The 24,220-nt window shown below is 65.2% G+C and carries 21 protein-coding genes; 6 read left to right on the top strand and 15 right to left on the bottom strand.

Translation table 11 applies throughout. The features are described from left to right. Positions 1-75: 75 nt before the first annotated feature. The gene (gene putA / locus QY049_RS32995) at positions 76-3,075 is read right to left on the bottom strand and encodes a bifunctional proline dehydrogenase/L-glutamate gamma-semialdehyde dehydrogenase PutA (RefSeq protein WP_258765331.1); all 3,000 of its coding nucleotides are present in this window, start codon (positions 3,073-3,075) and stop codon (positions 76-78) included. A gap of 113 nt (positions 3,076-3,188) precedes the next feature. Here putA and QY049_RS32990 point away from each other — a divergent pair, with 113 nt between their 5' ends. Continuing rightward, a complete protein-coding gene (locus QY049_RS32990) occupies positions 3,189-3,650 on the top strand; it encodes an Lrp/AsnC ligand binding domain-containing protein (RefSeq protein ID WP_025032087.1) in 462 nt (153 codons plus the stop codon). A gap of 169 nt (positions 3,651-3,819) precedes the next feature. On the opposite strand, the gene QY049_RS32985 is transcribed toward QY049_RS32990, so the two are convergent. The 4 genes from QY049_RS32985 to QY049_RS32970 form a co-directional block, all read right to left on the bottom strand. Then, complete coding sequence (locus tag QY049_RS32985; protein WP_008134691.1) at positions 3,820-4,020, bottom strand: cold-shock protein; 201 nt, start codon at positions 4,018-4,020, stop codon at positions 3,820-3,822. A 196-nt stretch (positions 4,021-4,216) separates the two neighbouring features. Beyond that, complete coding sequence (locus QY049_RS32980; protein ID WP_194477652.1) at positions 4,217-4,525, bottom strand: cytochrome c; 309 nt, start codon at positions 4,523-4,525, stop codon at positions 4,217-4,219. A gap of 12 nt (positions 4,526-4,537) precedes the next feature. After that, the gene (locus tag QY049_RS32975; RefSeq protein ID WP_258765332.1) at positions 4,538-5,737 is read right to left on the bottom strand and encodes a molybdopterin-dependent oxidoreductase; all 1,200 of its coding nucleotides are present in this window, start codon (positions 5,735-5,737) and stop codon (positions 4,538-4,540) included. Between the two features lie 208 nt (positions 5,738-5,945). Further along, on the bottom strand, positions 5,946-7,682 hold the full coding sequence (locus tag QY049_RS32970; protein WP_258765333.1) for an adenylate/guanylate cyclase domain-containing protein: 1,737 nt from the start codon (positions 7,680-7,682) through the stop codon (positions 5,946-5,948). A 417-nt stretch (positions 7,683-8,099) separates the two neighbouring features. On the opposite strand from QY049_RS32970, the gene QY049_RS32965 reads away from it, so the two are divergent. Next, positions 8,100-9,605 carry a glycosyltransferase family 39 protein gene (locus tag QY049_RS32965; RefSeq protein WP_258766888.1) on the top strand — a complete coding sequence of 502 codons (1,506 nt, stop codon included), beginning with the start codon at positions 8,100-8,102 and terminating at the stop codon, positions 9,603-9,605. Positions 9,606-9,610: 5 nt separating this feature from the next. Here QY049_RS32965 and QY049_RS32960 read toward each other — a convergent pair whose 3' ends face one another. The 3 genes from QY049_RS32960 to QY049_RS32950 are packed head-to-tail and all read right to left on the bottom strand — an operon-like array spanning position 9,611 to position 12,284. Then, positions 9,611-10,636 carry a YcjF family protein gene (locus tag QY049_RS32960; protein WP_258765334.1) on the bottom strand — a complete coding sequence of 342 codons (1,026 nt, stop codon included), beginning with the start codon at positions 10,634-10,636 and terminating at the stop codon, positions 9,611-9,613. Next, positions 10,633-12,102 (bottom strand): YcjX family protein, encoded by a 1,470-nt coding sequence (locus QY049_RS32955; RefSeq protein WP_258765335.1) that lies wholly within the window; start codon positions 12,100-12,102, stop codon positions 10,633-10,635. The genes QY049_RS32960 and QY049_RS32955 overlap by 4 nt, the downstream gene beginning before the upstream one ends. Positions 12,103-12,113: 11 nt before the next feature. Continuing rightward, positions 12,114-12,284 (bottom strand): hypothetical protein, encoded by a 171-nt coding sequence (locus QY049_RS32950; RefSeq protein ID WP_194477647.1) that lies wholly within the window; start codon positions 12,282-12,284, stop codon positions 12,114-12,116. On the opposite strand from QY049_RS32950, the gene QY049_RS32945 reads away from it, so the two are divergent. After that, the gene (locus tag QY049_RS32945; protein ID WP_258765336.1) at positions 12,283-12,978 is read left to right on the top strand and encodes a hemolysin III family protein; all 696 of its coding nucleotides are present in this window, start codon (positions 12,283-12,285) and stop codon (positions 12,976-12,978) included. The genes QY049_RS32950 and QY049_RS32945 overlap by 2 nt on opposite strands. A gap of 72 nt (positions 12,979-13,050) precedes the next feature. Continuing rightward, positions 13,051-13,845 carry an SDR family oxidoreductase gene (locus tag QY049_RS32940; RefSeq protein WP_258765337.1) on the top strand — a complete coding sequence of 265 codons (795 nt, stop codon included), beginning with the start codon at positions 13,051-13,053 and terminating at the stop codon, positions 13,843-13,845. Between the two features lies 1 nt (position 13,846). Here QY049_RS32940 and QY049_RS32935 read toward each other — a convergent pair whose 3' ends face one another. Then, the gene (locus tag QY049_RS32935; RefSeq protein ID WP_258765338.1) at positions 13,847-14,308 is read right to left on the bottom strand and encodes a MarR family winged helix-turn-helix transcriptional regulator; all 462 of its coding nucleotides are present in this window, start codon (positions 14,306-14,308) and stop codon (positions 13,847-13,849) included. Between the two features lie 75 nt (positions 14,309-14,383). On the opposite strand from QY049_RS32935, the gene QY049_RS32930 reads away from it, so the two are divergent. Then, positions 14,384-15,160, top strand: coding sequence for an SDR family NAD(P)-dependent oxidoreductase (locus tag QY049_RS32930; RefSeq protein ID WP_258765339.1), 777 nt, complete (start codon positions 14,384-14,386; stop codon positions 15,158-15,160). Positions 15,161-15,166: 6 nt separating this feature from the next. On the opposite strand, the gene mdlC is transcribed toward QY049_RS32930, so the two are convergent. The 4 genes from mdlC to QY049_RS32910 all read right to left on the bottom strand — a co-directional run bounded on the left by mdlC (position 15,167) and on the right by QY049_RS32910 (position 20,056). Next, the gene (gene mdlC, locus QY049_RS32925) at positions 15,167-16,789 is read right to left on the bottom strand and encodes a benzoylformate decarboxylase (RefSeq protein WP_258765340.1); all 1,623 of its coding nucleotides are present in this window, start codon (positions 16,787-16,789) and stop codon (positions 15,167-15,169) included. A 123-nt stretch (positions 16,790-16,912) separates the two neighbouring features. Then, the gene (locus QY049_RS32920) at positions 16,913-17,764 is read right to left on the bottom strand and encodes a MaoC family dehydratase N-terminal domain-containing protein (protein ID WP_258765341.1); all 852 of its coding nucleotides are present in this window, start codon (positions 17,762-17,764) and stop codon (positions 16,913-16,915) included. A gap of 15 nt (positions 17,765-17,779) precedes the next feature. Then, positions 17,780-18,877 carry a CaiB/BaiF CoA-transferase family protein gene (locus tag QY049_RS32915; RefSeq protein WP_258765342.1) on the bottom strand — a complete coding sequence of 366 codons (1,098 nt, stop codon included), beginning with the start codon at positions 18,875-18,877 and terminating at the stop codon, positions 17,780-17,782. Positions 18,878-18,886: 9 nt separating this feature from the next. Continuing rightward, complete coding sequence (locus QY049_RS32910) at positions 18,887-20,056, bottom strand: acyl-CoA dehydrogenase family protein (RefSeq protein ID WP_258765343.1); 1,170 nt, start codon at positions 20,054-20,056, stop codon at positions 18,887-18,889. Positions 20,057-20,181: 125 nt separating this feature from the next. Here QY049_RS32910 and QY049_RS32905 point away from each other — a divergent pair, with 125 nt between their 5' ends. Then, entirely contained in the window at positions 20,182-21,102 is a 921-nt protein-coding gene (locus QY049_RS32905; protein WP_258765344.1) for a LysR substrate-binding domain-containing protein, read from the top strand. 266 nt (positions 21,103-21,368) lie between these two features. Here QY049_RS32905 and QY049_RS32900 read toward each other — a convergent pair whose 3' ends face one another. Next, a complete protein-coding gene (locus tag QY049_RS32900; protein WP_194477637.1) occupies positions 21,369-22,643 on the bottom strand; it encodes a cytochrome P450 in 1,275 nt (424 codons plus the stop codon). A 94-nt stretch (positions 22,644-22,737) separates the two neighbouring features. Next, positions 22,738-24,000, bottom strand: coding sequence for a cytochrome P450 (locus QY049_RS32895; RefSeq protein WP_258765345.1), 1,263 nt, complete (start codon positions 23,998-24,000; stop codon positions 22,738-22,740). Between the last annotated feature and the right edge of the window lie 220 nt (positions 24,001-24,220).

Raw genomic sequence — 24,220 nt, 5'->3', positions numbered from 1 at the left:
GCTGGAATTTTCGCGGGCCACTCGCGGAGGCATTAGACCGATGTTTCGGCGGGATGCAACGGCTCGCGGCGGGACTCACGCCTCGCCTGCGAGCAGGGCAGCATTGCCGCCGGCCGCGGCGGTGTTGACGGTCACGGTCTGCTCGGTGGCGAAGCGGGCGAGATAGTGCGGGCCGCCGGCCTTGGGGCCGGTTCCGGACAGGCCGTTGCCGCCGAACGGCTGCACGCCGACCACGGCGCCGATCATGTTGCGGTTGACGTAGATGTTGCCGACCTGGACGCGGTCGATGATGGCCTCGATCGTGTCGTCGATGCGGGAGTGGATTCCGAGTGTCAATCCATAGCCGGTGCGCTCGATCGCTTGCAGCACGTGTCCGAGCGTCTCGGCGCGGTAGCGCACCACGTGCAGGATCGGGCCGAATACTTCCTCGGTGAGCTGGCCGGCGTCCTTGAGCTCGAAGATGTGTGGGGCGACGAAGCAGCCCTCCGGTGCGATGCCGGCAAAGTGCAGCCGTGCCTCGCTCGTCATCCGCGCGATGTGCGCATCGAGCCGTTGTTTGGCATCAGTGTCGATGACAGGGCCGACATGGGTCGCGACACCTGCGGGATCGCCGATCTTCAACTCGCGTGCGGCACCCGCGATCATCTCGATCATGCGGTCGGCGACGTCCTCCTGCACGAACAGCAGCCTTAGCGCCGAGCAGCGCTGGCCGGCGGACCGGAACGCCGAGGTGACGACGTCGTCGGCGACCTGCTCGGGGAGCGCGGTCGCATCCGCGATCATGGCATTGATGCCGCCGGTCTCGGCGATCAGCGGCACGATCGGCCCATCCTTGGCGGCCAGAGTCCGGTTGATGTGACGTGCAACTTCGGTCGACCCGGTGAAGACGACGCCGGCAATGTCAGTGTGCGCGGTCAGCGCGGCGCCGATGCGGCCGTCGCCGGTGACGAGATGCAGAGCGCTCGTGGGGATACCGGCCTCGTGCAGCAGCGCAACAGCCTCGCGCGCAATGCGCGGCGTCTGCTCCGCGGGCTTTGCAACGACGCTGTTGCCGGCCATCAGGGCGGCGCTGACCTGACCGAGGAAAATCGCCAGCGGAAAGTTCCACGGCGAGATCGCGACGAAGACGCCGCGGCCGCGCATGGCGAGCGCGTTGCTCTCGCCGGTCGGGCCCGGCATCGCGACCTCGCTTCCGAACAGCTTGCGGCCCTGCGCTGCATAATAGCGGCAGAAATCGGCGGCCTCGCGCAACTCGGAGAGCGCATCATCGAGCGTCTTGCCGCCTTCGGCTTGCAGCAACGCGATGAAGTGTGCGCCGCGGCTCTCCAGCAGATGCGCGGCTTGCTCCAATGCCGCCGCGCGCGTCCCCGCCGGTGTCCGGCTCCATCCGGCAAAGCCCGCGCGGGCCGCCATGATCGCGGCGTCCGCTTGCCTCGGCGTCGCGTCCGCGACCGGCTTGAGATCGGGCGTCGCGGCCTTGACGTCGGCGAGCAACCGGTCGAGTGCCGCGCGCTCGCCGAACTCGATGCCAGCTGAATTATGCCGCTCCGGCGCAAAGAGATCGCCCGGCATCAGAATCCTGGCGTGATGTGCGTGATCGGGACGGACGATGAGATCGACCGGACGCTTCAACAGCGCCGGGACCGGGACGCGATAGTCGGCCGCCTGCGCTACGAAGGACGAGTTGGCGCCGTTCTCCAGGAGGCGCCGCACCAGATAGGCGAGCAGATCGCGATGGCTGCCGACCGGCGCGTAGGTGCGGTAGGCGATGTCGGGGTGATCCTTGGCAATCTGCTCGTAGAGCGCTTCGCCCATGCCATGGAGGCGCTGGAATTCGAAGCCGCCGCTGTCGCCGGCGAGTTCCAGCACTGTCGCGACCGTGAGGGCGTTATGGGTCGCGAACTGCGGGAAGACGCGCGGCCGCAGGCCCAAGAGTTTCGAGGCGCAGGCGACGTAGTTCAGATCCGTCATCGCCTTGCGGGTGAACACCGGATAGCCGTCGAGCCCGCGCTCCTGCGCGCGCTTGATCTCGGTGTCCCAATAGGCGCCCTTGACCAGCCGCACCATCAGCTTGCGATCATGCGCGCCGGCCAATTCGTGAATGTAGTCGATCACGGCGCTCGCACGCTTCTGATAGGCCTGGATCGCCAGCCCGAAGCCGTCCCAGCCATTGAGCGAGGAATCGGCGAGCGTTGCCGCGATCACGTCGAGCGACAGCTCCAGCCGGTCGGCCTCCTCTGCATCGACGGTGAAGTTGAGGTCATGCGCCTTGGCGCGCCGGGCGAGGCCCAGCAGCTGCGGCACGAGCTCGGCCATGACGCGGTCGCGGCTGATCGCCTCGAAGCGCGGATGCAGCGCCGAGAGCTTGACTGAGATGCCGGGGCGGTCGGGCAGGGGATGGTTGCCGGCCGCCTTGCCGATCGTCTCGATCGCACTCGCATAGGCGTCGAAATAGCGCTTGGCGTCGTCAGCCGTACGGGCGCCTTCGCCGAGCATGTCGAAGGAATAGCGCGGCTTCTGGCCGGAGCGCGGCTTGCCGCGCTCGAGCGCCTGCTCGATGGTCTCGCCAAGCACGAAATGATTGCCCATCAACCGCATCGCCTGGCGCGTGGCGGTGCGCACCGCCGGCGCGCCGAGCCGCTTCACCAGGCGGCCGATAGTGCCGTCGGGCGTCTCGCCGGGCTGGATGACCCGCGCCGACAGGCCAAGCGCCCAGGCGGAGGCGTTGACCAGGAACGCGGTGGATTTGGTCTCGTGGTGGATGAAGTCGCCCTCGCCGAGCTTGTCCTCGATGAACTGGTCGGCGGTGCGGGCATCGGGCACGCGCAGCAAAGCCTCGGCCAGCACCATCAGCGCGAGGCCCTCCTTGGTCGAGAGCGCGAACTCGCGCAGCATGTCCTCGACCCCACCGAGCCTGTCGTCGCGCTTGCGGATCGCTTCGATCAGCCTTGTCGCCGTGCGGTCGATCCGCGCTTCCTGCGGCGAGGCGAGATGCGCTGATGGAAACAGCCGCGCCGCGATGTCGGCATCATCAGGAGCGTAGGGCGCGGAGAAGGGAGGCGGGACGTTCGGCATGGCATGTCCTGTGGTTGAAGTCAGGATAAAGCCCGCATGACCGTAGTTCGATAGACAAGATAGCCATTTTGCCTTAGAAAATGAATATCCTATACATATCGACCGTATAAAATATGGAACTTGATCGAACTGACCGGAAAATCCTCTCAATTCTGCAGGAGGATGGACGAATCGCCAATGTCGAGCTGGCCGAGCGCATCGGGCTGTCACCGACCTCGATCGGCGAGCGGCTGAAGCGTCTGCAGCGGGAGGGCTTCGTCGAAGGCTATGGGGCGCGGCTCAATCCGCACCGGCTGGGCCTTGGCTTGCTGGTGTTCGTCGAGGTGCTGCTCGACAAGACCACGCCTGACAATTTCGAGCGCTTTGCGCGCGCGGTGAAACTCGCGCCCGAAGTGCTGGAATGTCACATGGTTGCAGGCGGCTTCGACTATCTGGTCAAGGCGCGGCTGGCCGACATGACCGCGTATCGGCGTTTCCTCGGCGAGACCTTGCTGTCGATGCCGGGTGTGCGCGAGACGCGCACCTATGCGGTGATGGAGGAGATCAAGCGCGACGCACCGTTGCCGGTGGGCTGACCACATGCGGTCGCGATTGTCATTGCTGCGGCGTTGATCGGCGATCTCTCCAGGCAAATAGCCCTCTTCGCGCAATCGCAACGCCTGTCGTCGAATGCACTGATCGTCTTCTAAATTTTTTTGGCCTCACCCCCGGAGCGGATCCGGGAGGCAGCAAACGCTGACGGGCTTATACTTTGAGGTTCTCTGCGGAGGTCTTGCCCCGGTTTGCGATCTCTTCATATTCCACCGTCTGTCCCTCGTTGAGCGAGGACAGGCCGGCTTTCTGCACTGCCGAGATATGCACGAACACATCCTTGCCGCCCGACGCAGGCTGGATAAATCCATAACCCTTGGTCGGGTTGAACCACTTGACCGTACCTTTAGCCATCACGACTTCTCCGCGGGTCTTCCTCCGAGATCACGAACCGCCAGTCCCCGCCAACCGGCCGGTTCGGTCCTATAGGATACGCGGAATGTGGCGGGCTTGGTAGATCAAACCACATCCGCATTTCCCTGAAATTCGCTCAACTTCGCGGCGTTTTTGCCGGTTTTGCCCGTTTCGCGGTCAATTGGCCTGTACACCGTCAATAAGTCGCGGCCAGATAGTCCACGATCTTGCCGACGTCGGCATCGTCGATCGGTGCGCCATAGACCTTGATCATCTTGGTCACCTCCGCCTGCCAAAATGCTTTCTTGTCCTTCATCTGCGGCTGCGTCGCGATGTAGTCGGACGAGTGGCAGGCGGCGCAATTGCCCTGCACGACTTCGAGATTGGGGCCGGGCTTGAAGGCTGCGACCTCATCGGGCGTCTTGTAATTGACCGGTGCGGCAAGGACGGGACCATTTGCTGCTGCTGCGGCCAATGCGATGGCGAGGAGAACGGTGCGCTGCATGATCATTCTCCCTCAGGCCACGCTGACGCGGACGGTTTCGACGACGTTGCGCAAATAACCCGCCGGGTTCCAGCGCGGCGTCTCCGGCTGCGTCTCGCCGGAATTGCTGGTGGCGCGCACCTTGAGCTCGACCTGACCGGCCGCAAGCTTCACCGGCAGCTTCCATTCGCGGAACGAGTACTTGCCGAGATCCTTGCCGAGCTTGGCGGGAACCCAGGTCTTGCCGCCATCAGTGGAGACCGACACGTCCTTGATCCCCTTGCCACTGTCGAAGGCGATGCCGCGAAGCATTGTGCGTCCAGCCTTCAGCTTGGCGCCATCGGTCACGCTGGTGATGAAGGAGCGGATGGTGAAGCGGTTGATCGGGATCGTCGCCTTCGGCGTCGTGCCGGGTTCGATCGAATTGTCGGGCGTGTCCGGAATCCGATAGGCGCCCTTCATCCAGAAGCCGTCATAGACGCTGTCGATGACGGTGATCTCGTTGAGGTGCTTGACCCAGTAGGTGCCGTAATAGCCTGGAACGATCAGGCGGAGCGGGAAGCCGTTGAGGAACGGCAGATCGTCGCCGTTCATGCCATAGGCCAGCATCACCTCGCCGTCGGTGGCGTGCGCGAGATCCAGCGCCTTGGCGAAGTCCGGCGTCTTGTCGCTGACCGGTCCGTCCATACCGCCGAATACCACTTGCTTCGCTCCGGCCTGAACGCCGGCCATGTCGAGCACGGTCTTCAGCGGCACGCCGCGCCAGCGTGCATTCCCCATCGCGCCATTGGCGAGCTGGCCGCCGGCAACGCGCGGCTCGAAGAAGCCGCGGCTGTTGCCTGAGCACTGGTTGACGGCGACGATCTCGGTCGCCTTCATCTTGCGGATATCCTTCAGCGACAGTTTCAGCGGCTTGTCGACCTTGCCCTTGATGTCGAGCGTGAACTTGTCGGGGTCGAGATCGTAAGGGAGGCCGGCGAGGTGATAGCGCACGAAGAACGCATTGTTCGGCGTAATCGGGCCGTCGTTGAACACCGCGAACGGCGTCTCGAGCTGCGGCGGCCGGCTGGTCAGGCCGATCATCGGCCGCTTCTGCGGGTACTTCACCAGCGGTCGCTCGCCATTGCCGATCGGCAGGGTGACGGTGTCGAGTGCCAGTGCCTTGGTGGACTTCAGTGTGGCCGCCATGGCGGCAAGGCCGGCTCCTTTGAGCAGGTCGCGTCGGTCGAACATTTTGGTCTCCTCCCGGAGCTTTTCGTTGGCTCGCGGTCATCACCGCAAGACCTGCGCTCATCTGTCTCGACCATTTGGTTGAAGTCAATTCGTGCTTTCGCAGCAAGCCCATGCCGCTGCGCTGCAACAGGCCGGTGTTACGCGAGTTGTTTCTCTCTTCACCTCTCCCGCTCGCGGGAAAGGGAGCGCCCCTTGCGGGTGGCTCGCGTTACGCTGCGACGCGCTCGCCGCTGGCGATCAGGGCGGACAATGTCCTGGTGTCAGTGATGACGCGCACCACCATCGGCTCGTCGCGGCCGCGGATCGCGACCTCCTGCTGCGGCAGCGCGTCCTCCTGAAGGCCGGCGGTGCGGCGGACCTCTTCGGAGACGATCGCCTCGCAGGCCAGCGTCTTGGTCATGTCCTGGAGCCGCGCAGCGACGTTCACTGCATCGCCGAGCGCGGTGAAGACGATGTGGTCGCGATAGCCGATGTCGCCGATGATGACCTCTCCGCCATGGACGCCGATGCCGAAGCGGATCGGCTGGCGCAGATCGTGGCTGAGGAGTTCGTTGAGCTCGTCGACATGGGTCGCGATGCCGGCGACCGCCTTGAGCGCCTGCCGGCAGGCTTCTTGCGGATCGCTGGAGAGGCCGAACAGCGCCAGCATGCCGTCGCCGACGAACTGGTTCGGCTGGCCGCCATTTTCGATCACGGCCTGCGACACCGCGCCGAGGAAGCGGTTGACGATGAAGACGGTGTCGAACGGCAGCCGCTTCTCGGCGAGCTGCGTCGAACCGCGCATGTCGACGAACAGGCTGACGAGGTAGCGCTCCTGGCCGATCCTTGCGGGCGAGGACGCGTGCGCGTTCGCCGACAGCATGTGCGGCATGAACAGCTGGAAGAAGGAGAGATCGGCGTTCGGCCGCAGCTGGCAGGCGAGGCGGATGGAGGGATCGGCGGTGCCGACGCGAGCGAGCACGAACGCCTCGCGCTGCGATGGTTCGGGCAGCAAGCCGTGGTCGCCGATGATGCGGATGCGGCAGGTCGAGCAGCGGGCGCGGCCGCCGCAGACGCTGGCATGCGGCACGTTGTGGCGCAGGCTCGCTTCCAGCACGGAGAGCCCCTTGGGCACGCGCACGGTCTTGCCGTTGCCGTAGGACAGCGCGATCATGCCGCCGCGCCGTTCGCGCCAGCCGCGCACGCCGCGCGCGAGCAGCACCAGGCCGAGCAGGCCGACATAGCCGATGGTCAGCCCGCCGGTGATGCGATCGAGCATGTCGGCCTCTGCGACCGAGCCGACCTGGCGCTGGGTGAGATTGTGCGTGCGCCACTCGCCGTCGTCGCTGTCGGCGGCGATGCTGCGGCCGCCCTGGTAGATGCCGAGCAGCGCCAGCGTCGGGATCAGCACGGCGGCTGCCAGCAGATACGGTGCCGCTCGGGTGAAGAACGGTTTCAGCCGGAGCCAGAAGTAGATGCCGATGCAGCCGTGCACCCAGGCGACGATGAGCAGGGTCGTCATCGTCCAGAGCCGGCCTGGCGCTGCGACGAAGAACAGATAGAGCTCCTGCGGATAGAGCTTCTCGTGCCCGTACAGGGTCTGGCCCAGCCGGACGCCGATCACATGCGCCATCACCAGCGCGGGGATGCTCAGTCCCAGCACGAGCTGCATCGGCTCGATCGTCCGCCAGCGGAACTGGCGGCGCTGGTAGAGCGCATAGACGCCGAGCCCCATATGGGTGAGGGCGGCGGTGTAGAACACGATCGCGACAGGAAGAAACTGCCAGAACGTCGTGTGGTAATAGACCCCGATCTGCATGGCATCGACCGAGATGTTGCCGAGCGCATGGTTGAGGAAATGGCTGATCACGTAAGAGAACAGGATGACGCCGCAGACCAGCCTCACCTGCCGCGCGCTGGTCGAGCGCACGAGTTCGGGCAATCGTGAAAGGGCGGTCGTGGCCATGATTCGCTTGTACCAGTTCACTGAGGAGAACAGCCAGCGGAGAGTTAAATTCCGCGGATAGACGCCCCCTCCGATCACATGCGCGGGACACCCGCCGCCACACTCTCCTGTCGTGCCGGACAAGCGCGCCCTCAGGCGCGCGCAGATTCGGGACCTTTAGCCGGAGGGAGTAGTTTGACGAAGACGCGCATGGCTACAATCTCGTGCCACAACCGCTCCCTGGGGAGTATGGACCCCGGGCTCGCGACTACGTCGCGCCCCGGAACGACACTGAAATATGACGCATCACCCGCCACATTGACTCGCCCTCCCAAGTCGGGGAAAAGCGCGGCCGTGACGATCGCTCCCGACATCACCGTGAAACCCGACCGCGCATCGCGTCGGCTGCTCGTCGTGGCCGTGCTGGTGATCGCCGCGATGACGGTTCTGCGCATCGTCTATGCCTCCGCGATCGAGCTTCGCACCGACGAGGCCTACTACTGGACCTGGTCGAAGGAGGGCGCGCTGAGTTTCCTCGATCATCCGCCGGGCATCGCGTGGCTGATCCGTTTCGGCACGGCGATCTTCGGCGACACCGTGCTCGGTGTCCGCTTCGGCGGCATCGTGGCGATGCTGGTGACGCAGCTTTTGCTCGCCGACATCGTTCGCCGCCTCACCCATGATGTGCGCGCGATCGTGGTGGCGGTGCTGATGCCGGAGGCCGCGCTCTACTACGGTCTGCTGATGGCCAAGGTGGCGCCCGATGTCGCGATGATCCCGTTTGCGGTGGCGATGATGTGGTCGCTGGTGCGGCTGGCGCAAAGCGACGATGGCCGCTGGTGGCTCGCGGCCGGACTGTTCGCCGGCCTGTCACTGCTTTCGAAATTCACCGCGATCATGTTCGCACCGGCGGTCGCCGCGTTCCTGCTGGTACCGAATTGGCGCTGGCGCTGGCTGCGCAGCCCCTATCCGTATCTGGCGGTGCTGGTCGCGATCGCCGTCTTCTCGCCGGTGCTGATCTGGAACGCGCAGCATGATTGGGCCTCGTTCCGTTTTCAGGGTGTGCGCGCGACCGCCAATTACGGCATCTCGCTGCGCACCATCGGCGATTACATCGGCCTGCAGTTCGGCCTCGTCGGTTTCGTCTTGCTGCCGGTGGTGCTGTCGGGGCTCGTCATGACGGCGTGGCGCGGCTATCGCTGCCGCGAGCCGGTAGCGATCCTGCTGTCGACGGCCGTGCTGGTGCCGTTCCTCTACTTCTTCTTCAAGTCGCTGACGCTCAGGGTCGGCGACACCTGGCCGATGTTCATGTGGCCGGTCGGCTTCGCTGCTGCTGCGATGAACCTGACGGCACTGCCGAAGGAAGGCTGGTCGTCGCGAACGATCCGCTCGAGCATCTTTTGGGTGAACACGGCACTGGTGTCGGGCATCGCCTTCGTCGTGATCGTGTTCCTCTATTACGTCGCCGCGCCCTGGAATTTGCTCGGCAAGATGGATCCGATCGGCGCCGAGGCCGGCTACGACCAGGTCGCCGCGCGCGCGCAGGCCGCGCTGGACGAGACCGGTGCGACCTGGATTGCGACCACGGATTACCGCACCTATGCCATGATGCGCTGGCTGTTCAGGGGCCGTGTCCCCGTGGTCGAAATCAACGAACGCGGCCGCTTCCAGGATTTCCGCGATCCCGGCATGGACAGGATCAGCGGACACGCCGGTCTCTATATCGGTCGCCAGCCCGACGATCACTCGTCGCTGTGGGCGCAGATCCCCGCGACGCGCGCGCCACTGGCGCAAGTCGAGCGCCGCTGGCGAGGCGTCCTGATCGATACCTACACGCTCGACAAGCTCACCGGATGGACCCCGGAGCTTTCGCCGCCGAAGGACTCGCCGTTATTCCAGTGGCGCGTGCTGGCGGGGGAACTTGAAGCGCGTCCGCTCGCCTGACGCCCCTACTCCTCTTCCTTCCTCCGCAGCAGATCCGTCGCGAGATCCGACAGCTTTGGCGGCGGGAGAGCCGCGAAGGGCAGTGGCCTCGTGACGTCGATTGCGGCGAGGCCCAGCCGCGCCGTTAGCAACCCGTTGAGCATGCCTTCACCCAGTCGCTGCGACAGCTTTGCTGCGATCCCGTGCCCGAGCATCTGCTGCACCAGGCTGTCGCTGGCGGCCATGCCGCCGGTGATGGCGAGATGGGCGATGACGTGGCGGAGCAGGCGGATCATGCCGAGCGCGCCGGGACGGCCGCCATAGAGAAAAGCGAGCCGACGGATCAGGCGCAACGCGGCGACGAACACGAAGATCACGTCGATCGCGGCGCGCGGGCTCACCGCCGTGACGATCGAGACCTTTTGCGCGGCCGACGACACCAGCCGCCGCGCCTCCGCATCCAGCGGCGACATCAATTCGCGCTCGGCGAGCCGGATCATGTCGGCGCCGTCGATGATCTCGCCGGTGTGGCTCTCCAGCGCCGCGCGAGCGCGTGCGAGCTGCGGGTTCTGGTGCGCGATCTTCAGGAGATCCTGCACGATGGCGCGGCTCTCCTTGCGGTCGTCGCTGGCAAGAACGGCGGCTGCACGCTGATGCAGCCTCTCGATCGTCGCGAGACGCGCGAGCCCAAGCGCCTCGCGCCCGATCACCACGGCAAGCGCAAGCGCGGTGACGAAGGCGAAGGCAATGCCGACGAAGCCGAGCGTTTCGCTGCGCGCAAACAGATCTTCGATCAGATTGACAACGCCGAGCCCGGTGCCGAGCAGCGTCAGGCCGGCGAGGCCGGACCAGAACAGCGTGCCCCAGGGAAAGCGGCGCCGCGCCGGAAGCGCCGTTTCAATCGGCACCGGCAAGGTCGATGGATCTGGCTCCGGCGTGATCTGGATCGTGGCGCGGCTGAGGCGGCTGGTCTCGTCGGCCTCGGTCACGACGACATCGGGATTGTCCAGCCGGAACGTCGCCGGCCGCCGTGGCTTCGATCGGTCGTTCATGCGAGCTTGTCTCCGATCAGGAACTGCAGGGCACGGTCGAGGCGGATGTGAGGCAGCGCGGGCTCATTCGTCCCGTCGCGTTCGAGCCTGGGCGGGCGGAAGCGCAGGAACCGAAAATCGCTTCTTTCGGCGACCTCCGTCGCGAGGCCTCGGAACGCTTCGGTGCCGTTGAACAGCGGCTCGGGATCATCTGGCAGATCGCCCGGAAAGGTCGCGACCTCCGTGCTGCCGTCGAAGAACTCGCCGTTGGCACTCTCGCCGGCGGCAGGTGTGCCGAGGATCGAGGGCAATTTGTCGCGGCCATTCGCGACCTGCGCCTCGCGTGTGGCGCGGACGGCGGCGAGCGCGACGACGTCGATCTGCGCGCCGGTATCTTCCGCACGCGCGACCGCGCGGGTGACGGCGCGGCGCAGCACCGCCTCCAACCGGTCGTGGCTGGACTGATGCAGATGATCCGCCTTTGTCGCCGCGAACAGGATGCGGTCGATGCGCGGCCTGAACAGGGTGGAGAGAAACGTGCTGCGGCCGATGTGGAAGCAGTCGAGAATGCCTGATAGCGCGGCTTCGAGATCGTGTAGCGCTTCGGGTCCGGAATTGAATGCGGCAAGCGCGTCGGCGAGCACGACCTGGCGATCGAGCCGGGCGAAGTGGTCCCTGAAGAACGGCCGCACCACGACGTCCTTGTAGGCCTCATAGCGGCGCACCATCATCGCCCACAGCGATCCCTCCGGAGCCTGTCCGCCGACGGGGACGTCGAGCGGCGCGAAGGTCAGCGCCGGCGTATCGGCGAGACTGCCGGGCATCAGGAAGCGGCCGGGCGGCAGCAGGCTCATCGCAAAGCGCTCGTCGCGGCAGGCGCGCAGATATTGGGTGAAGAGCCTTGCGGCCGTGAGCGTTGCCTGCTCGTCCTCGCGTGCCTCGGGCTTGAGCGTCGCAAGATGCGCGTGCCAGTCCTTGGCCAGATGCGCGCGCGGCGTCTCGCGCGAGAGCGCTAGGCTTTCGGCGGACCATTGCTCGTAGCTCTTCTGCAGCAGGGGCAGGTCGAGCAGCCATTCACCGGGATAGTCGACGATGTCGAGCGTCAGCGTGCGGTCGGCGCCGTTCTGTCGCTGATAGTCGATGACGAGACGCAGTTCGCTGATGTCGACGGTCGAATTCGGCCAGCGCCGTTCCTCGATCAGCGCGCGCAGATGGTTCTCGTAGGAAAAACGCGGCACGGCATCGTCAGGCTGGGGCGCCAGATGCGCTCGTGCGATCCGCCCCGAAGCATAGGCCTCGAACACCGGAAACCGGCCGCCGCGTGTCAAACCGTGGATCAGCGCGGTGATGAATACCGTCTTACCGGCCCGCGACAGGCCGGTGACACCAAGCCGTACCGTCGGGTTGAAGAAGTGCTCGCCATAGTCGATGAGCGCCCGGGCCGACAGGCGCGCCTCTTCGACCATATCCTGGAAGCTGAATGCCATATGAACGTGATTTAATCCCGGGCGGGCGGAACAGTGAAGCCGTTCACAAAAGTGGCAATTGCGTGAGGAAAATCAAGCTTCATACTTCCACCGCCTTTATCGGCGATCAGCCGGTTGAACGACGCGCCGGTCCCGAAAGACTTCTTGAAGAGTGGCCTTGTCTTTGCTTTGCGGATTGCCATGACCGTCTTCCAATTGAAACAACTTGCATCCACCTCCGTCCACGCCGCAGCCGACGTGATCGGCTGGAATTACGATCGCGCCGAGCTGATCGCCGACGGCATCATCCATGGCATCGGCGTGCTGGCCGGCATCATCGCCGCGACCGTGCTGGTGGTGCTGACGGCGGTCTATGCCGATGCGACCAACATCGTCGGCGTCTCGATCTATGTCGCCGGGCTGATGTCGATGCTGGTGCTGTCCGCGACCTATAATCTGTGGCCGGTATCGCCCGCCAAATGGCTGCTGCGCCGCTTCGATCATTCCGCGATCTATCTGCTGATCGCCGCGACCTACACGCCGTTCATCCTGGAGGTGAAGGACAGCGTGTTCGCGCTGGTGCTGCTCGCCGGTGTCTGGTGTGTCGCGATTCTCGGCATCGTGCTGAAGCTTCTCTACCCCGGAAGGTTCGATCGCGTCGCTGTCGGCATCTATCTCGCGATGGGCTGGAGCGGCGTGATGCTCTATGGGCCGGTGGTCAGGGCGTTGCCCGCGCTGGTGCTGGGCTTCATCCTGGCGGGAGGCCTGCTCTACAGCTTTGGCGTGATCTTCCACGCCTGGCGGCGGCTGCGCTTCCAGAACGCGATCTGGCACGGCTTTGTCTTGGCCGGCGCGGCATGCCATTATACCGCGGTGCTCGACCTCGTGTTGAGCTAGCTAAGTTCCGCGAAGCGGCATAGGCCAAGCGGCATACGAGCGAAGCGCTGTATAAGAGAGAGGAGACGTCGCATGCAGGTGACCGGCAAGGTCGTGGTCGTCACGGGCGGCGCAAATGGCATCGGCAAGGCGCTGTGCGAGGCGTTTCACAGGGCAGGTGCTTCCAAGGTCGTGGTCGCGGACATGGATGCCGCCAATGCGCGGGCCGTCGCGGCGACGGTTGACGGCGCGGCGTTCAAATGCGACGTCGCGCAGGAAAAAGATATTTCGCACGTCATCGATGAGACCGAGCGGCAGTTCGGCCCCATCGCGTTGTTCTGCTCCAATGCCGGCATCGGCGGCGGCTTCGATCCGATGTCGGTCAACGCCGGCGGCGCGTCCGATGAGCCCTGGCAGCGCAGCTGGGCGATCCACGTGATGGCCCATGTCTACGCGGCGCGGCATCTCGTCCCTCGCATGAAGTCGCGCGGCGGCGGGTATTTCCTCAACACCATCTCGGCCGCGGGCCTGCTGTCGCAGGTCGGCAGCCCGGCTTATTCGACGACGAAGCACGCCGCGGTCGGCTTTGCCGAAAATCTCGCGATCTCGCACAAGGCCGACAACATCAAGGTCTCGATTCTCTGCCCGCAGGGCGTCGACACCAACATGCTGCGCTCGATCCCCAAGGGCCCGCAATCCGGCGATGGCGATCTCTCGCCCGAGCAGGTCGCCAAGGACGTCCTCGCCGGCCTCGAGCAGGAGACGTTCCTGATCCTGCCGCACCCCCAGGTGCTCGGCTACATGCGCAAGAAGACCGAGAATTACGACCGCTGGATCGGCGGCATGGCCAAGATCCAGGCGAAGATGCGGGAGGAGCTCGGGAAATAGGCTAGGCGGCCGCTTCTGCTTCATCACCGATGCGGCTCTGCCTGAGCGCCCGTGCATAGAGCATCATCCCCTCGCGCACAGTGCGCCGCTCGGCGTCCGACAGCGCGGCCAGCGCGCCGCGCACCTGCTGGCGGCCGAACGCATGCAGCGCCTCCAGCGTTCGCCGGCCTTTTGCCGTCAGCGACAACAGCTTGCTGCGGGCATCCGATTCATCGGGCGTCTCACGTAGCTCGCCGCAATCGACCAGCTTGCGCACCAGGCGGCTGACGCTGGATTTCTCCAGGTGCAGGAACGCGCCGAGCTCGCCCGACGTCAGCGGGCCGCGGATGCCGATCTCCAGGATCGTGTGCACGGCCGACGGCGGATAGTTCGATTCCGCCACCGTCGCATCCATGAAGCCGAGCTCACGCACCATCAACCGCGAGGCAGAGCGAATGTCGTCGATCAGCGAAAGCTCAGCCATCTTGACTCCCGGCATATAGTTGTATCATACAACTATATGCGCGCAACGGCGCGCGCAAGCGTTTTGGAGTGGGCCATGAGCGGAACCCTGCCAACTGGCCAGCGGATGAGAGGCAAGGTCTGCCTCGTCACGGGCGGCGGCAGCGGCATCGGCCGCGCCACGGCGCTGCGGATGGCGTCCGAGGGCGCCGAGGCAATCATTGTCGCGGGCCGGCGCGAGGCCGAGATCGACGCTGCAGCGGCGGCGTGCCGCGAACTCGGCGCCGAAGCGGTCGCGCTGAAGACGGACATCACGCAAGAAGATGACGTCGTGCGCCTCGTCGGCACCGCCGTCGAGCGCTGCGGCCGTCTCGATGTCGCCTTCAACAATGCCGGTTTCCAGGAACGCCGCGCGCCGCTGGAGGAGCAGGGCACTGATATCTACGACAGCGTGTTCGACACCAATGTTCGCGCGCTGTTTCTCTGCCTGCGTCATCAATTGCCTGTCATGCTGGCGCAGGGGCGCGGCAGCATCGTGGTCAACGCCTCCGTCAGCGGCGTGCGCAATCCCAATCCGGGCTTCGCGCTCTATTCGGCCTCGAAGGCCGCCGCGATTTCGCTGACCCGCTCTGCCGCGATGGAGAACGCCCCGCGCGGCATCCGCATCAACGCGATCGCGCCCGGCCGTGTCATCACCGACATGATGCTGAGCGCCGGCGTCGGCGATGTCGCGACCGTCGGCGCCGGCCTGCCGCTGCGGCGGATGGGCACGCCGCAGGAGGTGGCGGAAGCCGTGGTGTGGCTATCCTCGGATGCGTCGTCTTATGTAGTCGGCCACGTGCTGGCGGCGGACGGGGGATTTCTGGCGGCGTAGTGCCCCCTAGTGCTTCTGCCCGTACAGGACCGGCACCGCCGAATCCACGACGACCTCGACGAGGCTCGTGCCCTCGTGCGCCATCCCGCGCTTCAGCGCCTCACCGAGCTCGGCCGCCTTGCTCACGCGCACCGCATGGCAGCCCATGCCTTCGGCGAGCCGCACGAAATCGATCCCCGGCAATTCCAGTCCCGGCACATTGCGCACCTGCATCACCTGGCTGAACGAGCGCATCGCGCCGTAGCCGGAATTGTTGATGACGACGATGGTCAGCGGCAGCTTTCGCTGGGCCGCCGTCCACAGCGCCTGGATCGAATACATCGCCGAACCGTCGCCGATCAGGCAGACCGTGCGTCGGTTCGGTTTGCCGAGAGCCATGCCGACGGCGGCGGGCAGGGAGTAGCCGAGGCCGCCGCTCGCCATGGTGTAGAAACTGTCCTGGCCGCGCATCGGCAGGAATTTTTGCATCGCCGGCCGGTGCGAGGGCACTTCCTCGACCAGCGAGGCGTCTTCAGGCATCGCCTGCGACAGCGAATGCAGCAGGAATTCGACCGGCAGCGGATCGGCGGCCTGCGGCGCCGGCGGCAGCGTGCGGCCTTTTGGCGCGGCGCGTTTGCTGTCCGGGAGCATGTCGAGCAGCAGGCTCAGCGCCGGCTTCATCGTGGCGATGATGCTGGTGCCAACCGGCGTCACCGCGGCCGCGTCCGCATCGTCGGTGATCTGGAAGATCGTCGCGCCGCCATCGAAGATCGCGGCGTGGCCCTCGACGTGGAAGGTGAACACTGGTGCGCCGATCACGACCACCAGATCGTGCTCGCGCAGCGCATCGGAGAGCTGTGCCGGCGAGGCGTGCAGGAAGCCCGCGAATTGCGGATGACGCTCGGGGAACGAGCAGCGCGCCGAGAACGGGCTGACCCAGACGCTGGCCCTTGCCTTCTCGGCGACGCGCACCATCAGATCCACCGTGCCGGCGCGGTCGACGCCGGGACCGACGACCAGGGCAGGGTGTTTTGCGGAACCAAGCGCCGCGACAAGCGCCTTCATCGCATCGAGTTCGGGGCCGATCTCGCGGCTGACTTTGCGCGCTTCGACTGGCGCTGCGGCATGGGCCCAATCGTCGATCGGGATCGACACGAAGGTCGGCCCGCACGGCGGCTGCATCGCGGTGTAATAGGCGCGTGCGATCGCGGCCGGGACGTCTTCGGGCCGCGCCGGCTCGACGCTGTACTTCACGTAGGGCCGCGGAAATTCCGAGGCGCGCTCGGCGTAAAGAAATGCCTGCAGCGGCAGGATCGAGCGCGCCTGCTGGCCGGCGGTGATCACCAGCGGCGTCTGGTTGCGATGCGCGGTGTAGATGTTGCCGAGCGCGTTGCCGACGCCGGCCGCCGAATGAAGGTTGACGAAGCCGGCATTGCGTGTCGCCTGCGCGTAACCGTCGGCCATGCCGACGGCGGAAGCTTCCTGCAGCGCGAGCACGTAGTCGATGTCGTCGGGCCAGTCGCTCAGGAACGGAAGCTCGGTCGAGCCGGGATTGCCGAACACGCGTCTGATGCCGAACGCGCGCAGCAGGTCGAGCGTCGCCTGCTTGACGGTGACGGACTTGCTGCCGGTCTTGCCGTTCTTGGACATGGTTTCCGTTCCCCGCTGCTTATTGTTTCGTTCGTCATCCCGGGGCGATGCAAAGCATGGATCCCGGAATTTCGAGATTCCGGGTCCGGTCCGGCGGACCGTCCCGGAATGACGGTGTCGCCGTCACCACACCGCCGTGCCCTTCATCGTCGGCTGTCCCTCGGCATTCGCGGTCCACAGCTCCATGCCAGCGTCGGTCTCGTTGGCATTGATGGAGAACTCGCTGCCCTCGAACAGCGGCTGCAGGCCGCGATAGGTAAACTTCTTCGGCGGCTTGCTGCTGCGGAGCTTTGCCGCCATCTCGATGATGAGCGCGGCTTGCAGGGGGCCGTGGAAGATCAGGCCCGGATAGCCCTCGACCTTGGTGACGTAGTCGCGGTCGTAATGGATGCGGTGGCCGTTGAAAGTCAGCGCGGAGTAGCGAAACAGCAGCACGGGATCGGAGACATGCGTCTCGCGGTACTGCGCCTTCGGCGGCGGGGACGCGGCCTTCGCGCTCGCGGGCGCGCTGCTGGTCATCTCGCGATAGACGATGTCCTGGCGTTCGCGGATGGCAACGCCCCGTGGCGAGGAGATGCTGTGCTCGACCGAGACGAAGCAGAGCGTGCCGGTCGAGCCCGTCTTCACCTGCACATCGGCAATGCGCGAGGTCCGCGTCGATTCATCACCGACGCGCAATGGCTGCAGGAACTCGATCTCGCCGCCGGCCCACATCCGCCGCGGCAGCGGCACCGGCGGCAGGAAACCGCCGCGGGTCGGGTGGCCGTCGGGCCCGAGCATCGACATCGGAAACACCGGCTGCGCCAGGCACCAATGCACGGTGAACGGTGCGGCATCGCCGGCGTTGGGCTCGCCGACATCCTGGAACAGCGTCGCGCGCAGGCCCTTCACGAGCTGCGCGGTGACGATGTCGGTGGCCTCGGTGCTGCGGCCGATCCATTGCCGGAGGTGATCGACGTCGAGCTTCTCGGTCATGATGCCTCGCTCTTCCTACCTTTTCGGATTCTCGCCGATCGCCGGCACGGCGCCGTAGCTGCGCGTCTCGCCGACGATGATCGGCGCGGGCGCGGGATAGCTGACGCGGCCGTTCGGCGTGTCCACCTCGATGCGGCGCAGATGCGGATGGTTGGTGAGATCGGTCATGGTGTTGACCTCGGCGAACGCAATGTCGGCGTCGGACAGCCGCTTCAGCAGTTCGTCCCGAGTCAGCTTGCCGAAGATGTCAGCGACCGTCGTGTCGGTGAAGTCGCGGTTGCGCACGCGCTCCACCATGTTGGCGACGCGGGGGTCGGCGGGCAGATTGGGCTGATCCAGCACCTCGGCGCACAGCGTCTTCCACTCGCGCTCGCTCTGGATCGAGATCAGGATGTCCTTGCCGTCCTTCGAAGTGAACACGCCATAGGGCGCGATCGAGGGATGGCGCAGGCCCATGCGCTTGGGCGGATTGCCGGCCTCGGCGTTGAGCAGCGGCACGGTACACCAGTCCGCCATCACGTCGAACATGGAGATGCGGATGTCCGCACCCTTGCCGGTGCGGCCGCGCGCGATCAGCGCTTCGAGGATCGCCGCATGCGCCGTGGCGCCGGTCGCGACGTCCACGATCGACATGCCGACGCGGGAGGCGCCGTCAGGATTGCCGGTGATCGAGGCAAGGCCGCTCTCGGCCTGGATCAGCAGGTCGTAGGCCTTGCGATGCGCGTAGGGGCCCTCGTCGCCATAGCCGGTGATCGTGCACGAGATCAGCTTCGGATAGTCCTTCAGAAGCCGCTCCCGGGAGAAGCCGAGCTTGTCCATCGAGCCCGGCTTGAGGTTCTGCACCAGTATGTCGGCGCTCGCGATGAGCTTTTCCAGCTCGGCGCGGCCCTCCTTGGTGGCGAGATCGACCACGGCGGATTGCTTGCCGCGGTTGAGCCAGACGAAATAGCTGCTCTGGCCCTTGGCGGCCGCGTCATAGCCACGGGCGAAATCGCCTTCGGGCCGCTCGATCTTGATCACCTCGGCGCCGGCATCCGCCAGGCGCGAGGTGCAGAACGGCGCGGCCACCGCCTGTTCGACCGCAATCACCCTGATCCCGTCAAGTGCTCCCATGATGCGACCTCAGTACGAGCGGGGCATGCCGAGCACGTGCTCGGCAACGAAGGACAGCACCAGGTTGGTCGAGATCGGCGCGACCTGATAGAGCCGCGTCTCCCGGAACTTGCGCTCGACGTCGTATTCCTCGGCAAAGCCGAAGCCGCCATGGGTCTGGATGCAGGCGTTCGCCGCTTCCCAGGACGCATCGGCGGCCAGCATCTTGGCCATGTTGGCTTCGGCGCCGCAGTCGAGCCCGGCCTCGTATTTGCGCGTGGCTTCCTTCACCATCAGCTCGGCCGCGCGCATCGAGGCGTAGGCCTTCGCGATCGGGAACTGGATGCCCTGGTTCTGGCCGATCGGGCGCCCGAACACCGCGCGCTCCCTGGCGTAGTTGGTCGCCTTGGCAATGAACCATTTGGCGTCGCCGACGCATTCGGCGGCGATCAGGATGCGCTCGGCGTTCATGCCGGAAAGGATGTAGCGGAAACCCTTGCCTTCCTCGCCGATAAGGTTCTCCGCCGGAACCTTCATGTCGGTAAAGAACACTTCGGTCGTGGCGTGGTTCATCATGGTGCGGATCGGGCGGATCTCGAGGCCGTTGTTCCTGGCCTCGCGCATGTCGACGATGAACACGGAGAGACCGTCGGTCCGCTTCTTGGCCTGCTCCTTCGGCGTGGTGCGCGCCAGCAGCACCATCAGGTCCGAATGCTCGGCGCGGCTGGTCCAGATCTTCTGGCCGTTGACGATGTAGTTGTCGTTGCCTTCCTTGCGCGCGAAGGTCTTCAGCGATGACGTGTCGGTGCCGCTGGTCGGCTCGGTGACGCCGAACGCCTGCAGGCGCAATTCGCCGCTCGCGATCTTCGGCAGGTATTTTGCCTTCTGCTCGGCGTTGCCGTGCCGCAGCACGGTGCCCATCGTGTACATCTGGGCATGGCAGCCGCCGCCGTTGCAGCCGGCACGCTGGATCTCTTCCAGGATCGCCGCCGCGGCGGAAAGCTTCAGGCCCGCGCCACCATATTCTTCGGGGATCAGCACCGAGAGATAGCCGGCCTGCGTCAGCGCGTCGACGAACGCCTTGGGGTAGGCCATCTCGCGGTCGAGCTTGCGCCAGTATTCGCCGGGAAACTGCGCGCAGAGCTTTGCGACGGCTTCGCGGATGTCGGCGTAATCTTCGCTGTGGTGTTGCTCAGTCATGGCGTTTCCCGTTGGTAGCGGCAGTTAAGATAACGCCGGCCGATCCTCCGGCGTTGTGAAAACAACGCCAGCCCCCTATGCTCATTTGCTATAGCGTATGGAGTAGCCTTCCAGGATTGGCAAGCATGGATTTCCGGCAGCTCAGGACCTTCAGTTGCGTGGCGGAGCTCGGCAGCCTGAGCAAGGCCTCCGACACGCTGCGCGTGGCGCAGCCCGCGCTCTCCAGGCAGATCAAGCTGCTGGAGCACGAGCTGCGCACGGAGCTGTTCACCCGCAACGGCCGCGGCATGGTGCTGACCGAAGCCGGGCGCCTTTTGCTGGCGCGCACCTCCGGCATCGTGCGGCAGATCGACCAGATTCGCGACGACATCCAGTCGGCGAAGGGGCCGCCGTCGGGGCAGGTCGTGCTCGGCCTGGTTCCGACCGTGAGCTGCGTGCTGTCGGCGCGCTTTGCGCGGCGCTGCGTCGAAAAATATCCGGGCATTTCGCTGCGCATCGTCGAGAGCTACAGCGGCCATCTGGTCGAATGGCTGCATCGCGGCGAGATGGACCTTGCCATCCTGTACGGCCGCTCGGCGGATCTGCATCTCAACGTCGAGAGCTTGGGACGCGACAACATCGTCGCGGTCGGCCCGCGCGGCTGCGGTCTGGCGCGCAGGAAGAGCGTCGATGTCGGCTGGCTGCTGCGGCAGCGCCTGGTGTTGCCCAGTCATTCGCACGGCCTCCGCGCGCTGATCGAGCATGCGGCAGCCCAGCGCAAGATCAAGCTCGACGTCCAGCTCGAGGCGGATTCGTTCCGCGTGCTGACGAGCCTCGTCGAGGAGGGGCTCGGCTTCGCGCTGCTGCCGCCTTCGTCGGTCCATGGCGAGGTCGCGGACGGCCGGTTGGAAACCGCTGTCGTCTCCAAGCCGATGACGCGCGAGCTCATTTTCGCCTCTCCGATCGACCGCTCGGCCTCGACGGCCTCGCTCGCCATCACCGCGCTCCTGCGCGAGGAAGTCGCCGCCTGCCGCAAGGAAGGCGTGTGGGACATCAAATTGAGTTGACCTTTCTTTGCCTCTCCCCGCTTGCGGGGAGAGGCCGGAATTTGCTGAGCAAATTCCGGGTGAGGGGGAGTCTCCGCGAGTCCAATTGTCACCGTCCCCGTGGAGACTCTCCCTCACCCCAACCCTCTCCCCGCAAGCGGGGCGAGGGGGCGCAGCGAGCGCGCGGTGACTGCTTAGGACACAAGGCGGCAGCCGGCCCTTCGCATGTTGTGCGAGCTGTCATGCCGGAATTTTATAGCTGCCTTCGCGATGACGGAGGATGGGCCTTAGGCCGCAATCCTCACCGGCAGCGACTCATATCCCTTGATGAAGCTGGAATAGATCCGTTTCGGCTCGCCGACCACCTCGATCCGGTCGAACCGCTTCAGCATCTCCTCCCAGACGATTCGCAGCTGTAGCTCGGCGAGGCGCATGCCGACGCAGCGATGGATGCCGAAGCCGAAGGAGAGATGGGTGCGCGGGCGCGCGCGGTCGATGATGAAGTCGTTCGGCTTCTCGATCATCTCCTCGTCGCGGTTGCCCGAGACGTACCACATCACGACGCGGTCGCCCTTCTTGATGTGCTTGCCGCCGATCTCGGTATCGGCAAGCGCGGTGCGGCGCATATGCGCCAGCGGGGTCTGCCAGCGGATCACCTCGGGCACCATGGTGTCGATCAGGCCGGGGTTGGCGCGCAGCTTGTCGTACTGCTCGGGGTTCTCGTTCAGCGCCAGCACCGAGCCCGTCATGGTATTGCGCGTGGTGTCGTTGCCGCCGACGATGAGCAGGATGATGTTGCCCATGAGGTTGTCGGGATCCATGAACCGCGTGGCGTCGTTATGCGCCATCAGCGACAACAGATCGTTGCGCGGCGCCGAGTTGACGCGCTCGTTCCACAGCTTCGACATGTAGGCGTAGCACTCGTCCATCTCGCGGCGGCGCTCTTCGGCCGAGGCGACGATGCCGCTCTTGGGCAGCGCGGTCGAGACGTCGGACCAGCGCGTCAGCTTGCGCCGCTCCTCCCAGGGGAAGTCGAACAGGGTTGCCAGCATCTGCGTCGTCAGCTCGATCGAGACCCGTTCGACGAAGTTGAAGGTCTCGTTGCGCGGCAGATTGTCCAGCACGGTCTGCGAGCGTTGCCGGATCAGTTTTGCCAGTTCGTCCAGATGGGTCGGCGTGAACATCGGCGACACGGTCTTGCGCTGCGACGAGTGCTTGGGCTGGTCCATCGCGATGAAGCTCGGCCAGTCGTAGCCCTCGGGCACGTCGCGGATCGAGATGCCGCCGAGCGTCGAGTCCGACGAGAAGATGCCGTGATTGGTGTCGACATGCATGATGTCGTTGTATTTCACCACCGACCAGTAGGGTTCGATCGGCGCGTTGGTGCAGTAATGCACCGGCTCTTCCTTGCGCAGCCGCTCGAACCACGGCCACAGCGTGTCGTCCTGGAACAGTCTTGGCGCACCCGGATGAAAATTCTTCAGCGGGGTCGCATAGGCTTCCTCGCGCGCGCGCCGCATGCGTTCGGCCTTGTCGGTCTTGACCGGTGTCTGAATGTTCATGGGCAGTCGCTCCAGTGTGTTCGTTCGCGCCGTCGCAGTGGCGAGGCGAGGGGCGTCGTCGCAATTGCCAATGTTATACACTATAATTCGGAGGTCACGCCGCAATCTTGACCGGCAGCGTTTCCAAACCCTTCACGAAGCTCGAATACACCCGCTTCGGCTCGCCCATCACGTCGATATGGTCGAACCGCTTCAGAATCTCTTCCCAGATAATCTTGAGCTGGAGTTCGGCAAGCCGCAAGCCGACGCAGCGGTGGATGCCGAAGCCGAAGGACAGATGCGTGCGTGGCCGGGCGCGATCGATGATGAAGTCGTACGGCTTCTCGATCGCCTCCTCGTCGCGATTGCCCGAGACGTACCACATCACGACCTTGTCACCTTTCTTGATCTGCTTGCCGCGGAACTCGAAATCCGAGAGCGCCGTGCGGCGCATATGCGCGAGCGGCGTCTGCCAGCGGATCACCTCGGGCACGAAACTGTCGAGCAGCGCGGGGTTTTCGCGCAGCTTGCGGTACTGCTCGGGATGCTGGCTCAGCGCATAGATCGAGCCCGACATCGTGTTGCGCGTGGTGTCGTTGCCACCGACGATCAAAAGAACGAGATTGCCGAGAAAGTTCTTGGCGTCCATGTCGCGCGTCGCCGCGCTATGAACCATCATCGAGAGCAGGTCGCTCTTCGGCGGCTGCTCGGCGCGTTCTTTCCAGAGCCGTGAGAAGTAGGCCGCGCATTCCCCGAGTTCGGCCATTCGCTCCTCGTCGGTGGCGACGAGTCCGTCGGCGCCGGGAATGGTGGTCGCGATGTCAGACCAGCGCGTCAGCTTGCGGCGGTCCTCCCAGGGGAAGTCGAACAGCACCGCGAGCATCTGCGTGGTGAGCTCGATCGAGACCTGGTCGACCCAGTCGAACACCTCGCCGCGGGGCAGGTTGTCCAGGCACTCGGCGGAGCGCTTGCGGATATTGAGGGCGAGATTGTCCAGATGCGTCGGCGTGAACATCGGCGCCACGGTCTTGCGCTGCGCCGCATGCCGCGGCGGGTCCATCGAGATGAAGCTCTCGCGGCGCAGATCGGGATCGACGTCGCGGATGGTGATGCCGCCGAGCGCGGAGGCCGAGGAGAACACCGAATGGTTGGTCTCGATCTCCATGATGTCGTTGTAGCGCGTCACCGACCAGTACGGCCCGAACATCGAATCCTTGCAATAGTGCACCGGATCTTCGCGGCGCAGACGATCGAAATAGGGCCAGAACGTATCGGTCCTGAACAATTCAGGATCGCCGGGATCGTATTGCTCCAGCGGCAGCGACGAAGCGCGCTCGCGCAATGCGTCGATCTTCGCGCTCTCGATGGTCCCGTGCATGACCGTTCTCCCTGGCGTGGACCGCGCGATTTTTGTGAATTCTGCGCTGCGGTATTTGAACTACAATTACAACGCGTTACGTGCTTCGGGGCAAGCGGCAGTTTTGCCGCAAGCGAGGTGCGTATCCGGGATTGAGCAAGCGAAAATCCGGGATTCGGCCCGCAACCGACACTGCCCCGGATTTGCGCTGCGCTCTGTCCGGGCGACGAATCCGCCAGCG

The sequence above is a fragment of the Bradyrhizobium sp. WYCCWR 13022 genome, assembly GCF_030435535.1.
GTDB lineage: Bacteria > Pseudomonadota > Alphaproteobacteria > Rhizobiales > Xanthobacteraceae > Bradyrhizobium.
This window is presented reverse-complemented; position numbering and strand designations above follow the sequence as displayed.

Coding starts and splice junctions, on each gene's coding strand:
- QY049_RS32940 (WP_258765337.1), top strand. CDS start 13,051: ATGCAGGTGACCGGCAAGGTCGTGGTCGTCACGGGCGGCGCAAATGGC.
- QY049_RS32905 (WP_258765344.1), top strand. CDS start 20,182: ATGGATTTCCGGCAGCTCAGGACCTTCAGTTGCGTGGCGGAGCTCGGC.
- QY049_RS32990 (WP_025032087.1), top strand. CDS start 3,189: ATGGAACTTGATCGAACTGACCGGAAAATCCTCTCAATTCTGCAGGAG.
- QY049_RS32935 (WP_258765338.1), bottom strand. CDS start 14,308: ATGGCTGAGCTTTCGCTGATCGACGACATTCGCTCTGCCTCGCGGTTG.
- QY049_RS32915 (WP_258765342.1), bottom strand. CDS start 18,877: ATGGGAGCACTTGACGGGATCAGGGTGATTGCGGTCGAACAGGCGGTG.
- QY049_RS32980 (WP_194477652.1), bottom strand. CDS start 4,525: ATGCAGCGCACCGTTCTCCTCGCCATCGCATTGGCCGCAGCAGCAGCA.
- QY049_RS32950 (WP_194477647.1), bottom strand. CDS start 12,284: ATGGCAATCCGCAAAGCAAAGACAAGGCCACTCTTCAAGAAGTCTTTC.
- QY049_RS32985 (WP_008134691.1), bottom strand. CDS start 4,020: ATGGCTAAAGGTACGGTCAAGTGGTTCAACCCGACCAAGGGTTATGGA.
- QY049_RS32970 (WP_258765333.1), bottom strand. CDS start 7,682: ATGGCCACGACCGCCCTTTCACGATTGCCCGAACTCGTGCGCTCGACC.
- QY049_RS32960 (WP_258765334.1), bottom strand. CDS start 10,636: ATGAACGACCGATCGAAGCCACGGCGGCCGGCGACGTTCCGGCTGGAC.
- mdlC (WP_258765340.1), bottom strand. CDS start 16,789: ATGTCCAAGAACGGCAAGACCGGCAGCAAGTCCGTCACCGTCAAGCAG.
- QY049_RS32975 (WP_258765332.1), bottom strand. CDS start 5,737: ATGTTCGACCGACGCGACCTGCTCAAAGGAGCCGGCCTTGCCGCCATG.
- QY049_RS32930 (WP_258765339.1), top strand. CDS start 14,384: ATGAGCGGAACCCTGCCAACTGGCCAGCGGATGAGAGGCAAGGTCTGC.
- QY049_RS32955 (WP_258765335.1), bottom strand. CDS start 12,102: ATGGCATTCAGCTTCCAGGATATGGTCGAAGAGGCGCGCCTGTCGGCC.
- QY049_RS32945 (WP_258765336.1), top strand. CDS start 12,283: ATGACCGTCTTCCAATTGAAACAACTTGCATCCACCTCCGTCCACGCC.
- QY049_RS32910 (WP_258765343.1), bottom strand. CDS start 20,056: ATGACTGAGCAACACCACAGCGAAGATTACGCCGACATCCGCGAAGCC.
- QY049_RS32895 (WP_258765345.1), bottom strand. CDS start 24,000: ATGCACGGGACCATCGAGAGCGCGAAGATCGACGCATTGCGCGAGCGC.
- QY049_RS32920 (WP_258765341.1), bottom strand. CDS start 17,764: ATGACCGAGAAGCTCGACGTCGATCACCTCCGGCAATGGATCGGCCGC.
- QY049_RS32965 (WP_258766888.1), top strand. CDS start 8,100: ATGACGGTTCTGCGCATCGTCTATGCCTCCGCGATCGAGCTTCGCACC.
- QY049_RS32900 (WP_194477637.1), bottom strand. CDS start 22,643: ATGAACATTCAGACACCGGTCAAGACCGACAAGGCCGAACGCATGCGG.
- putA (WP_258765331.1), bottom strand. CDS start 3,075: ATGCCGAACGTCCCGCCTCCCTTCTCCGCGCCCTACGCTCCTGATGAT.